Source organism: Bacteroides mediterraneensis, from assembly GCF_025993685.1.
GTDB lineage: Bacteria > Bacteroidota > Bacteroidia > Bacteroidales > Bacteroidaceae > Phocaeicola > Phocaeicola mediterraneensis_A.
In genome coordinates this window covers 3,241,477-3,254,181 of sequence record NZ_DAJPEN010000001.1, presented here as the reverse complement: position 1 = coordinate 3,254,181, position 12,705 = coordinate 3,241,477, and the positions used below count along the sequence as shown (strand labels likewise).

The following is a 12,705-nucleotide window of genomic DNA, read 5'->3' as shown; positions in this document are numbered from 1 at the left end:
TTCAGAATGGAAAAAGATAAACAACAATCACGGCAGACCAAGCGCAACAAGGTGCGTGTGGTCAGCGCAAGATTTACAGATATTGAGTACCAAGCGGTAGAGAAACGCAGGAAAGATGCAGGAGTTTCACTCAGTAGGTTCGTCCACTCCGTATTGCTTACGGGTAAAGTAGTACAGCGCATCAGCAAGGCGGATGCGGACGTGTTGCGGAAACTTGCTGGAGAAGCCAATAACATCAACCAGCTTGCCCATAAAGCCAATGCCGGAGGATTTGCTGGCGTAGCAACAGAACTTATGCTGTTGAAGAAAAAGATAGTACAAATCATTAAACAGTTGTCCGATGATTGGAAAAATAAGTAAGGGAGCGGGATTTAAAGGATGTGTCAATTATGTATTGGGTAAGCCGGAAGCAAGACTTCTGGCTGCCGAAGGAGTATTAACGGACAGCATTCAGGCCATTACGGACTGTTTTCAAGCTCAGCGGATGATAAAACCGAATATCCGTCAGCCTGTGGGACATATCTCGCTCAGCTATGCACCTGAGGACGCTCCGAGAATGACGGATGAGATGCTGGTAAGTCTGGCAAAGGAGTATATGCAGAAAATGGGAATCAGAGATACCCAATATATCATTGTCCGGCACAATGACCAGAAGCATCCGCATGTTCATATTGTTTTCAACCGAGTGAATAACAACGGACGCACTATCAGTGACAAGAACGACTGTTACCGGAATGTCAAAGTCTGTAAGGAATTGAAAGAGAAGTATGGACTTTATTTTGGTAAAGGAAAGGATAGGGTACGGACTCACCGTCTGAAAGGAAATGATAAAACGAAGTATGAGATTTACTATGCGGTCAAGAACTCGTTAAGCAAATCCAATAGCTGGAAGCTGTTCATATCGGAATTATCCAGGCAGGGAATAAAAACGGAATTCAAATATAGAGGAAGAAGCGATGTCATACAGGGCTTGTCATTTACTAAAGACGGTATTACGTTCAAGGCTTCGGACATTGACAGGAGTTTCAGTTATTCCAAGTTGGACAGAATGTTGGGAGAAACCAATAACCAATACCAACAGAATATCGGAATGGTAACTAACGGCAACCAACCTGTGATGCAGTATGAGAATACCTATAATTCAGGCAGTAATGTAGTAGAAAGCATTGTCGGGGCATTTGGTGGATTGTTCAACCCTACCCCCAATTATACCGATGAAAATGCGGAAGCAGCCTTTCAGCGGAAATTGAAAAAGAAGAAAAAGAGAAGGATAAATTGGTAATCACTCAAAAACAGATACGAAAATGAAAGAAATGGAGAACAACGATTTTGTCCACACGTTGGATGCGGTATATAACCTTTGTTCCGAAATCAAGGAACATATAACTTCGGTTGAAACGACTGGTGAAGAAGAAAACAATGAGGGACTTGTCCTGCTTTCCGACAATTTGCAACGGCTTCAAGCGGAGATTGCTGGAATGAAGTCCCAGCTTTCAGCCGGAAGAAATGAGTGGGAGAAGTTCCGTGAACTGACACTGGTTCGTGTCAAGGAGATGCACAACCTATATGCCAACCTATGTGTCATTAACAAGGACATATTTTCGGAACAGGAACGCATCGCTAACGAGTTGCAGAGAATACAGCAGTTGGAAGTTCATCACACCAACAATCATATTTTGGATTTCAAAGCCTCACGGCCATTCTTGTGGCAGATTGTCATGTTTGGGATAATTCTGCTTCTTTTGGTCGGCAATGCTTGTCAGTTTAAACGGAATATGCAACTCTCTGACAATGACTTGAAGTACCGCCTTATCAAAATGTATGGTGGCATATCGGGCAATGAACTGGATACGCTGGAAGTGGTATTCCATCGTGACAGAGATAAAACTGTCATCAGGAATATCCGTAATGAGGTGGAGGATTTTGAATATCGTACACGGGTAAGAGCTGAAAAGTTAGAAAAGGCAAGATTATTACAGCAGGAAGCAGAAGAACTTAAGTGAAGATTAAAACTCTCTATATGAAATATAAAATACTTGTAGCTATATTTTATTTTAAATAAAGAGAGATTGTTCTGTCGTTTCTTATGCTGATGACTTGAGTGAACCAAGGTTAAAGTTTAGTTTAGGGGATAAATAACTTGAGTTCTTTGTTATAACTTCTTCCCACAGGAATCTTTGTACCATTGTAGAGTGTGATTTCTTTGCTGGTGTAGCTTGCAATACGGTAAGCAGGTACAATGAAAGATTTGTGTACACGTATGAATTTTTCTGTAGGAAGAAGTTCTTGCAGACTCTTCATGCTGATTTGAGACATAACACATTGGCGTTCTGTCAAGTAAATACGGACATAATTATCCATAGACTCAATATAAAGAATATCCTTTAGTCTTATCTGTATATTTTTGTAATCAGCTTTTAGAGTGATGCTTTCATCTGTAAAGGAAGGATGAACAGAAAGCAACTGTAGCTTGTGGAGTTCAAAGGCCTTTTGTACAGCCTTTTCAAAGCGGCTGTAGGAGAAAGGTTTGTGCAGGAAATCTACGGCACTCAGTTCAAATCCGTCGAGGGCATATTGGGCATACGCCGTAGTAAATATAAGCAAGGTGCCCGGAGGAAGATCACGGGCCAGTTCCACTCCGTTCAAGTCTCCCATTTCTATATCGAGAAACAGAATATCTGGTCTGCTTCTTCTTACCTGTTCCATGCCCCGGAGAGGGTTGTTGAAGGTAGTCAGTTCTATATTCCCATAGCGTTGGCAAAAACTGGTTATGATTTCCAGCGCCATAGGTTCATCATCAATGGCAATGCATTTCAAGCTCATGTATTCAAATTAATGCGTAGGGTTACGTAAAATAGCCCTTCTTTCTTTTCTATCCGCAAGTCGTATCGGTGGGGGTAGAGTAGTTCCAGGCGTTTCCGGCAATTTTCAATGCCTATACCTTTAGATTCGTTTATCGGGTGATGGTTTAATAACGGGTTCCGGGTTGTGAATAATAATTCCCCGTTTTTAGCCTGGATACAAATGCAGGCATTTCCTGGTTGATGAGAAGAAACCCCATGTTTGAATACATTTTCCACAAAAGTAATTAATATCATGGGAGCGATACCCAATTGTTCTGTTTCGTCGTGTTCGTAAGAAAAATGGATATGAAAGTCTTTCGGCATCCGGTATTTCTGCAGCTCGATATACTGACGGATGTATTCTGTCTCTGTACGGATTGGAATTTTATCTTTTGTGTTGTGGGCATACATGTATTTCATCAGGCTGATGAATTGGGTAAAGGCATCCTCGGCTTGAGGAGAACCGGTCACTACCATGGCATACAGCGTGTTCAGGTTGTTGAACAGGAAATGCGGATTTATCTGTGCCTTGTAGAGTGCCAGTTCGGCCTTTTTCTTTTCGAATTCTACGGCTTGACGCTGCATAATCTGATGGTAAAGCTCCGTGAGCAATCCCACAGCCATGCTGAAAGTTGTGACCACTACGTACAAAAACCAGACAGCCTGTTGCTGTAATCTGATTTTCGGTATGTGCTGAATGAATTTCGGTTTGCGCATCCGGTGCATTGGTACCTCCATCTGATAGCGGGTAATGAGATAAGTACCTGCAATGGTAAGCAGAATAAGAAGGATGGCTATCCAGAATTTCCGTTTGTCGGTAAACAAGAAAGGCATCGTCAGGCGTCGGTTCAGGATATAGATAAAATAGAGCCACGATACCAGCAGGTACACAAATACAGAGTCGTTCATCAGCCAGCGTTCGATGGGAAGCAAGGTAATCATAGCTGGAAGCAATACCAGACAAAAAACCAGGTCAATGTAAAACGGAAGATTCTTGATTTGCCACATAAGTTATTCCTTTTTTCGCAAAAATACGGATTTTCAGGACTTCCTGAAAATAACTTTAGGTTTGTTCGCCACCACATTGGTGTCGTTTACCCCTACTTTGAGCATTGTCTGTGTTTTGTATCGTCAGAACGCCTACTTTTACGGAAAAATACAAGGAATTATGAAACGGTTTATAGGTCTATTAGCTTTAATTCTGATGATGACAGGATGTATATCAGCAGCTCCAAACAGTGCTCAAAAAGTAACGGTTATAACTACTTCACCTGCCCGTCGTATTCATCCGAAACGCTCAAAAGTAATAGTGAAGAAAACTGTAGTTGTCGGCACACGTGTGAAAAGACTGCCGGGTACGGGAGTGACTATTTATTATAATAATCTTCCTTTCATTTATGTAGATGGAGTGTATTACAAAAAACTTGCTTCTTCTAAGTATGAAGTTGTAAGGCCTGAGAAAGGCATGATTGTTCCTCAACTGCCAGACTATAATGTGGAGGAAGTTTGCATAAGCGGAGAGACTTTATTTTTGTTTGATAAAACCTTATATAAACAGATACCTACCCCTAACGGATTACAATATAAAGTAACAGGATTTATAGATTAAGTGATTATGATGCGTAGATGTATTTTTATATTGCTATATAGCCTTTGTTCTGTGACGTTGATGGCACAGAGCCTTTCAGGAACAGTCACAGATAAAACTACAAAGGAAGGTTTGATTTCGGCTACGGTACAGTTGGTTTCATCCGACGGAAAATCCAGTTATACGTCGACCGATTTGAACGGAGGTTTTCAGTTTAAGAAACTCCAGCCGGGAACTTATACCCTTCAGGTGACGTATGTGGGTTATAAGCCCTATAAGGAAAAACAAACATTTGCAGAAGGTCAGCAAAAAGAGATAAAAATAGAAATGGCCGAGGATGCCCAGCTGTTGGGGGAGATTTCCGTGCAGGGACGTGCCACACGTGCCGAGCAGAAAGGCGACAGTTTGCTGTATAATGCCGAAGCCTTTCAAGTGATGATGGGAAGTTCGGCCGAGGATTTGCTGGCCAAGATGCCGGGCATCGTAGTGGAAGGCGGTACGATTCAGGCACAGGGAGAACAAGTACAGAAAGTGCTGGTGGATGGAAAGGAGTTTTTTGATGGCGATGTGAACCTGGCCATTAAAAATCTGCCTTCGGATATTATTGCCAGCATTGAGGTGTTCGACAAGAAAAGCGAACAGGCCGAGTTTACCGGATTTGATGACGGTGAGGAAATCAAGACGATTAATATTGTGACGAAGAACGGTTTCCGTCAGGGAACATTTGGCGAAGTTTCCGGCGGATATGGTACGGACGATCGTTATAAAGTGAACGGAAACCTGAATTTTTTCAATGACGACCGGAGGATTTCTGTGTTAGGAATGTCGAATAATGTAAACCAGCAGAATTTTTCGCAGGAAGATTTGGCGGGTGTCATGTCGGCTGGAAGCAGCGGAAGAGGGCGTGGTGGACGCGGAGGCCGTAGCGGTGGAAAATCGGGAGGCACTGGTGGAAGCAGTACTTCCAATTTCATGGTAGGGAGCTTGGGAGGAGTGACCTCGGCCAATGGTGTCGGTTTGAACTACGTAGACCAGTGGGGGGAAAAATGGAAAGTGACCGGCAGCTATTTCTTTAACCAGTCGGACAACCTGACCCAGCAGCAGACCGACAGGGAATACTTTGAATCCGTATTGCCCGGAATGACCTATAACGAATATCAGGAAAACTCGATGAAGAACTGGAACCACCGTTTCAACATGAAGTTAGATTACCAGATGACTGAACGCACCTCACTGCAGTTCCGTCCTACGCTGAGCTTTCAGAACAATGACAGTTATGGGCTGCTGCAAGGACAGAATTTAGCGAATGGAACGACAGAGAGTGAAACGGAAACCACTTCTTTCGGTAAAAATAATGCATATAATATCGGGGCCGATTTGATACTCCGTCACCGCTTTTTGAAAGAAGGACGTACATTGTCGTTGATGTTAAGTGGAGCGATGAGAAATACAGACGGAGATACTTATACGGATTATTTGAATACTCTATATGGACTGGAACTTTCTCCGGTGACGGATGATTACAGCCAGTGGAAGCAGACGCTGAATCAGCAGTATACTCTGCGCTCTAACTTGAGCTATACCGAGAAGTTGACAGATAACCTGCAATTACAGTTGGGGTATAAAATGAGTTATACCGACTCGGAAAATGACAAAAAAACGTACGACCGTTCTGCCGTGACCGATCTCTATGACCAGTTGGACGAAAGTCTTTCGAACGAATACCAGTCAGGTTACCTGACTCAGGCTGGGAATGTGGGGCTTCGCTACCGTGCCAGCAGGTTGAGTGCCATGCTGGGAGTCGACGCGCAGTGGGCGGACTTGAAAGGAGACTTGGTCTATCCTCAGCCCGATGAGCTGTCGCATAACTATTTTTCCGTGTTGCCTTCGTTCACGTTACGCTACTCGCTGGACCGGACCAACTCTTTCCAGCTTCGCTATCGCAGCAGGTCTTCTTCTCCTTCGGTGACCGACTTGCAGAATGTGATTGACAATTCGAATCCGTTGTTCTTGTCTGCGGGAAATCCGAACCTCGACCAGCAGGTATCCCATACGGCCAATCTGCGTTATTTGCGCACCACAAAGTCCGGACATACCTTCATTGCGATGGTGGGGGCCACTATACAACAGGACTATGTGGCTGACAGTACTTTTACGGCAAAGGAAGACGTTGCCTTGTCGCCCACGGTCACACTGAATAAAGGCTCTCAGTTTACCCGTCCGGTAAATCTGGATGGATACTATAGTCTTCAGTCTATGGTGACCTACGGTTTCCCAGTTGATTTCATCCGGAGTAATATCAATTTCAGTCTCTCTGCCAATTATGCCAATGTGCCTACTATCTTCGACGGAGTAGAAAGCCGTACACGTGAACTGAACCTGATTCCGAAACTCATTATCGGAAGTAACATCAGCAAAAATCTTGATTTCACTGCCTCCTATTCGGCCGGAATCAGCAAGATGTTCAGTTCGCTGGATACCGCAGCAGAAAGTGATTATGTGACGCATACAGCAGCCGCCAAACTGGGCTGGACCTTTTTCTGGGGACTCACTTTCCGAAGCACGTTTAATTATGTGGGCTATACCGGACTGGATACCGATACGGAAGACTATTTTTTGTGGAATCTGTCACTAGGCAAGAAATTCCTGAAGAACAATGCGGCGGAAATCAGGATAGAAGCTTTTGATGTGCTGAAGCAAAACCAGGCTTTTACACATCGCACAGGCAGTAACTATTACGATTATGTAAACTGTAATGTGCTGCAACCCTATGCCATGATAAGTTTTGTATATACAATCAGATAACCTTTAAAAACAAGTTGAAAATGAAGAAAATTCTTTTTGTAGCCCTTGTGACTATGCTGGGTCTGCAACCGGCGGATGCACAGCGTAAAGGTGGAAACACCCGTACTCCTGAACAGATGGTGGAAAAACTTGATAAAAAGTTGAATCTGACCGATGAACAGGAAAAACAGATTACGACGCTTTATACAGACTTCTTCAAGCAGGATTTATCGCGTGAAGAGCGTAGAACTGCCATGCAGGAACTGAACAAAAAAATAGAAGCTCTGTTGACCGATGAACAGAAAACAGAATTTAAACAGATGGATAAGGAACGTTCTCATCGGAAATGATAAGACTTGTAACACTACCTTGTAATAAATGGTTCTGCCAGCTTGATGCTGGTGGAACTTTTCTATTTCTAAAAATAATAAAGGAAATACAAAATCTTCTGTTGAAGGATAATTTTTACCCCAAAATTTCCATATATCATAATAAACAGTATCCAACAGGAAATGGTGGCTTTTATATATTTTGATGAATGAACTACAGTAGATAGGTATAAAGAAAAGAAATATCTCCTTGTCTATTTTTATTTTTGTTTCTTAATCGAAGTGATATAGCGATGGAAACATCTTGATTTGTGTCATAAATGTGTCATTTACAAAAGAAAAAGGAGCTAAGTCAACGACTTAACTCCTTCATTTTCACCAGTCGGGGTGACTGGATTCGAACCAGCGACCACACGCCCCCCAGACGCGTACTCTAACCGGGCTGAGCTACACCCCGAATTGCGGATGCAAAGGTAGTGCTTTATTCGGAATAAGCAAACTTTTTCCGCAATTATTTCTTTCAATTTTGAAATTCTATTCAGGTCTCTGGAAAAGACTTTTTTCGGTTAAGAAGTCTATCCCATCGTTTCGCGATAGAAATCAAGCAGTTCGTAAATTTCTTCCTGCGAAGCGGTCTGGTTGATACGGATATCGCCGACTCCTCCTAACAGGGTGAAATTGATTACACCGGATGCTATATTTTTCTTGTCATGCTTCATCAAGTCGTAGAGAGAGTCATAGTCATCACATGTAAAGTAAAGACTGCCATAGTTTTCTTTAATGAACTGGATGGTGGTTCGTAATGCTTCCTTGGGAAAACCACAACGAAGGTGGGAAAGGTAAAGTTCACAAACCATTCCCCAGGATACGGCATAGCCGTGAAGCACCGGGTGTTCACTCTTTAAGGCAAAACTTTCGAAAGCATGTCCGATGGTATGACCGAAATTCAATGCTTTCCGTATGTTTTGTTCGTAGGGGTCTTTTCCCACAATATCTTCTTTTACCTTTACGGATTGTCCGATGAGGGTTTGTAGCTTGGAGTAATCTATCTGGTTAAAGTCGAATTTGAGCAGCTCGCTCCAGTGTGCTTGATTGCTGATGAGACCATGTTTCAGCATTTCTCCATAGCCGGAAAGTAGGTTCTGTATGTCAAGGGTTTTGAGAAACTCACTGTCAATCAACACCTGATCTGCCGGATAAAAAGCGCCGATTTCATTTTTCAAATCGTTGAAATTGATACCCGTCTTTCCGCCAACGGCTGCATCTATCATGGAAAGTAGTGTCGTGGGGATATTTATGTATGAAATACCTCGTTTGAAGGTGGCGGCGGCAAACCCTCCCAAGTCGGTTACCATTCCTCCTCCCAGATTAATCAGTAGCGTGTGACGAGTGGCTCCCCGGCTGCTGAGCTGGTTCCATACATAAGCCAATGTCTCCAGGTTTTTATGGATGTCTTCTGGACCGATGACAATTTGTTCTGCTTCTTTCAAGTTGGGAATGCCTTGTAGCAAGGGAAGGCAGAAACGGCAGGTATGCTCGTCGGTCAGGATAAAAATCTTGTCGTATGAATGTGCGGATATCTTCAGGCTGAGTTCCGACGTGAAATTTTGGCAAATAATGACTTCCTGTTTACTCATAAGTGTATTTGTTTTAGGCGCAAATTTAGAAAAAAAGTTAGAAGAAGTCAGATGTTGGCTTACAATTAAGTATTTTTGTGCGAATAAAAATAAATTAGGTTATGAAAGGATTTTTACCGGCCTCGTGCCGTTTATTGGGGTATGTATTATTGCTGTTGGCTGTATTTGTACCTTTATTGATGTATATGTTCGGACAGGTGAACGACGGCAATTTGCTGTATGTGAAATTGAGTATGAAGGTAGTAATCTGGCTTTCATTGTTTATGATTTTTCTGTCCAGGATGAAGGAGGAAAATGAAGAAGCGTTTTCTATCCGTCGGAAAGCGATGGTAATCTCGCTCTATTTGTGGGGTATTTATTATGTGGTGATGCTGGTGAAGTCGGCGTATGATGGAAATTTACAGGAAGCTGACAATTCAGTAGGTATCGTTTACATGGTGATTAATGTGTTCTGCAAAGAATTTTTGATGCAGAAAGCGCGGATTGAGAAAAATTTCCGGCAAAATAAATAAAAAATAGGGGTAGAGGGTTAAACCTTTTTCCAGAATGATTGTCAAAGGTACAATTAATCAAATGGAAGAAAAAAGGAAAGGCAATGAAAAGATTTTTATTGGGAATGCTGCTGATGGTTGGGGTAGCCATTTCCGCTTTTGCGCAAAGTGGAAGCAGCCGAGGTACCGTTTCGGGTACGGTAATAGATGATGGAGACAAGTCGCCTGTGATTCAGGCAACTGTGCAACTTCTCTCAGTGAAGGACAGTTCGATGGTAGTGGGAAATGTGACAGATATGAATGGACATTTCTCTTTATCAGTGCGTCCTGGTAAATATCTGTTGAAGGTTTCATACATTGGATATACTCCTTTTTTCAAGCAGGTGGCACTTACGCGAAATGCTCCACGAGTAAATGTGGGGAAGGTGCAACTGGCTACGGATGCCATTATGCTGGCGGAAGCTGTGGTGGTAGCACAGGCTCCGGAAGTAACAGCTGCAGAAGATACATTGGTATATAATAGTTCTGCTTATCGTGTGCCGGAGGGATCGGCTTTGGAGGAGCTGGTAAAAAAACTGCCAGGCGCTGAAGTGGATGAGAATGGAAAGATTACTATCAATGGAAAGGAAATTAAGAAAATCATGATTGATGGGAAGGAATTCTTTGCCGATGATCCGAATATCGCCATGAAGAACTTGCCGGTGAATATCATTGATAAGGTACGTGCGTACGACAAGCAGTCGGACTTGGCACGTGTGACGGGTATTGATGATGGGGAAGAGGAAACGGTGCTTGATTTGAGCGTGAAGCCTGGAATGAATAAAGGTTGGTTTGGCAATGCAGACCTTGCTGCCGGAACGGAAGACCGTTACAGTGGAAAGATAATGTTAAACCGTTTTGTGGGAGACAACCAGTTCACGGTGATCGGCTCAATGAACAATGTAAACGACAATGGTTATCCAGGAGGTGGAGGAGGTTTCCGCATGGGTGGACAAAATGGATTGACCAGCATTAAAATGGGTGGTTTCAACTTTAGTACCCAGAGTGAAAAACTGGAAACCGGTGGTAGTGTGAACTACAATTACAAGGATGCGGATATCATCAGTAAGCAGGCTTCGGAAACCTTTGTGTCTACTGAAAGCAGTTCATTCAAGAATGCGATGACAGCAAACCGGAATAAAACAACTTCATTGACTGCTGATTTCCGTATCGAGTGGAAACCGGATACTATGACTACTGTTATTATCCGTCCGCGTCTGACCTATGGAAAGAATAATAATGCGAGCAATAGCAATTCGTTTACGTTTAATCAGGATCCGGGATATACTACCGATGAGATTCTGAATGCAGGTGAGAACTTGTCTACATTGATTCCGGAAGAGGCGATTATTAATACAATCGCACGTAACAGTTTGCAAAAGAGTAGTGATTTCAATGTGGGAGGTTCGGCTATGATTAACCGCCGTTTGGGCAAAGCCGGCCGTAATATTACTTTCCGTGGAACTTACAACTATACGAACAGTTCGAGCGAGCAGTTCTCCGAATCAGAAACGGAATATTTCCAGAAAACGGATGACGAACGTCTGGAAATCTTGAACCGTTACATTACCACACCGACCTTGAATTACAATTATAGTGCTCGGTTTACGTACAGTGAACCGATTTTCAAGGGTGGTTTCCTGCAGTTCAGCTATAATTTCCAGTATAAGCGTTCGAAGAGTGACAACTCAACTTATACGATGCCGGAGGATTGGGTCATTAGTCAAGGATTCGGTGGTGACCATACGGGAGAACTGGATACACAGAACAGTAAGAGTGCACAGTACACTTACTATAATCACCAAGCGGATATTTCTTTGAGATGGATTCGTGAGAAAATGCGTTTGAATGCTGGATTCTCTTTCCAGCCTCAGAAATCTAAACTGTCTTACAAGAAGGATCAGCTGGATACGGTGGCTATCCGTAACGTATTCAATTTTACTCCGACCTTTGACTTCCGTTATAATTTTTCTAAGACCAGCCAGTTGCGAATCAACTATCGGGGAAGAAGTTCTCAGCCGAGTATGACTGATTTGCTTCCGATTGAGGATACGACCGACCCGCTGAATATCCGTCGGGGAAATCCGGGATTGAAGCCGGCATTTACAAATACTTTCATGGCTTTCTATAATACGTTTGATACGAAGAAGCAACGGGGTATCATGACGCACTTCCGGTTTGAGAACGTGATGAACAGTATCAGTAACCGTAGTACATACGACCCGACAACCGGTGGAACAATTACCCAGCCGGAAAACATTAATGGAAACTGGAACTTGTTTGGTATTTTAGGATCAAACACCGCTTTGAGAAATAAGAAATATACCATCAATACCTTCACTATGGCGCGTTACAACAATATTGTAAGTTATATGAGCGATACACAGTCGCAAAGCGCATCTGATAAAAACAAAACACGCCAGCTTTCTTTGAGTGAACGTTTGAGAGGAACTTATCGGAATGACTGGTGGGAGTTTTCACTGAATGGTTCGTTGGCTTATACGCATTCCCGTAACAGTTTCCAGGAGGAGAATAACATGGATACTTACCAGTTCTCCTACGGTGCCAGTACAAATGTCCGTCTCCCTTGGAATATGTCGATTGCTACAGATATTTCTCAGAATTCACGTCGTGGATATGCTGATGCGAGCATGAACCGGGATGAGTTGATTTGGAATGCACAGATTTCACAAGATTTCCTGAAAGGGAATGCGGCAACAGTCAGCATTCAGTTCTATGATATTTTACGGAACCAGAGCAACATCAGCCGTGTAATCAGTGCGGCGATGCGAAGTGATACAGAGTATAATGCAATCTATAGTTACTGCATGGTTCATTTTATCTATCGTCTGAATTTGTTTGGTGGAAAAGGTGCTGGTCCTCGTATGGGTGGTCCTGGAGGTCCGGGATTCGGTCCTGGAGGAGGACATGGACCTCGCCGATTCTGATATTCGAAAAGAAGAAATACCACAAAAGCTGTATCCGACTTTTGTG

Annotated in this window: 11 protein-coding genes and 1 tRNA gene; 8 read left to right on the top strand and 4 right to left on the bottom strand. The window is 43.0% G+C overall.

Annotated features, from left to right (window positions below; genetic code table 11):
• Positions 1 to 6: 6 nt before the first annotated feature.
• From OIM59_RS14010 to OIM59_RS14000, 3 genes are read left to right on the top strand one after another with little or no spacing between them, the layout of a single operon-like run.
• On the top strand, positions 7 to 360 hold the full coding sequence (locus OIM59_RS14010; RefSeq protein ID WP_303897284.1) for a MobC family plasmid mobilization relaxosome protein: 354 nt from the start codon (positions 7 to 9) through the stop codon (positions 358 to 360).
• Complete coding sequence (locus OIM59_RS14005; protein WP_303897282.1) at positions 341 to 1,282, top strand: relaxase/mobilization nuclease domain-containing protein; 942 nt, start codon at positions 341 to 343, stop codon at positions 1,280 to 1,282. Before OIM59_RS14010 ends, OIM59_RS14005 begins: the two co-directional genes overlap by 20 nt.
• A 22-nt stretch (positions 1,283 to 1,304) precedes the next feature.
• Complete coding sequence (locus OIM59_RS14000; protein ID WP_303897280.1) at positions 1,305 to 2,003, top strand: hypothetical protein; 699 nt, start codon at positions 1,305 to 1,307, stop codon at positions 2,001 to 2,003.
• A gap of 121 nt (positions 2,004 to 2,124) precedes the next feature.
• On the opposite strand, the gene OIM59_RS13995 is transcribed toward OIM59_RS14000, so the two are convergent.
• Both OIM59_RS13995 and OIM59_RS13990 read right to left on the bottom strand, forming a co-directional pair.
• Positions 2,125 to 2,823 carry a LytTR family DNA-binding domain-containing protein gene (locus OIM59_RS13995; RefSeq protein WP_303897277.1) on the bottom strand — a complete coding sequence of 233 codons (699 nt, stop codon included), beginning with the start codon at positions 2,821 to 2,823 and terminating at the stop codon, positions 2,125 to 2,127.
• Complete coding sequence (locus tag OIM59_RS13990; RefSeq protein WP_303897274.1) at positions 2,820 to 3,851, bottom strand: sensor histidine kinase; 1,032 nt, start codon at positions 3,849 to 3,851, stop codon at positions 2,820 to 2,822. The genes OIM59_RS13995 and OIM59_RS13990 overlap by 4 nt, the downstream gene beginning before the upstream one ends.
• 160 nt (positions 3,852 to 4,011) lie before the next feature.
• On the opposite strand from OIM59_RS13990, the gene OIM59_RS13985 reads away from it, so the two are divergent.
• From OIM59_RS13985 to OIM59_RS13975, 3 genes are read left to right on the top strand one after another with little or no spacing between them, the layout of a single operon-like run.
• Positions 4,012 to 4,452, top strand: coding sequence for a DUF6515 family protein (locus OIM59_RS13985; protein WP_303897271.1), 441 nt, complete (start codon positions 4,012 to 4,014; stop codon positions 4,450 to 4,452).
• 6 nt (positions 4,453 to 4,458) lie between these two features.
• Positions 4,459 to 7,236 carry a TonB-dependent receptor gene (locus tag OIM59_RS13980; protein ID WP_303897267.1) on the top strand — a complete coding sequence of 926 codons (2,778 nt, stop codon included), beginning with the start codon at positions 4,459 to 4,461 and terminating at the stop codon, positions 7,234 to 7,236.
• A 20-nt stretch (positions 7,237 to 7,256) separates the two neighbouring features.
• Positions 7,257 to 7,565, top strand: a complete 309-nt coding sequence (locus OIM59_RS13975) for a hypothetical protein (RefSeq protein ID WP_303897265.1) — start codon at positions 7,257 to 7,259, stop codon at positions 7,563 to 7,565.
• A 361-nt stretch (positions 7,566 to 7,926) separates the two neighbouring features.
• Here the strand turns inward: OIM59_RS13975 and OIM59_RS13970 are convergent.
• Both OIM59_RS13970 and aroB read right to left on the bottom strand, forming a co-directional pair.
• A tRNA-Pro gene (locus OIM59_RS13970) sits at positions 7,927 to 8,001 on the bottom strand.
• A gap of 118 nt (positions 8,002 to 8,119) precedes the next feature.
• The gene (aroB, locus tag OIM59_RS13965; RefSeq protein WP_303897262.1) at positions 8,120 to 9,181 is read right to left on the bottom strand and encodes a 3-dehydroquinate synthase; all 1,062 of its coding nucleotides are present in this window, start codon (positions 9,179 to 9,181) and stop codon (positions 8,120 to 8,122) included.
• Between the two features lie 101 nt (positions 9,182 to 9,282).
• Here aroB and OIM59_RS13960 point away from each other — a divergent pair, with 101 nt between their 5' ends.
• Together OIM59_RS13960 and OIM59_RS13955 are read left to right on the top strand one after the other, a co-directional pair.
• On the top strand, positions 9,283 to 9,693 hold the full coding sequence (locus tag OIM59_RS13960) for a hypothetical protein (RefSeq protein WP_299171909.1): 411 nt from the start codon (positions 9,283 to 9,285) through the stop codon (positions 9,691 to 9,693).
• A gap of 83 nt (positions 9,694 to 9,776) precedes the next feature.
• Positions 9,777 to 12,659 (top strand): TonB-dependent receptor, encoded by a 2,883-nt coding sequence (locus OIM59_RS13955; protein ID WP_299171906.1) that lies wholly within the window; start codon positions 9,777 to 9,779, stop codon positions 12,657 to 12,659.
• Positions 12,660 to 12,705 lie beyond the last annotated feature (46 nt).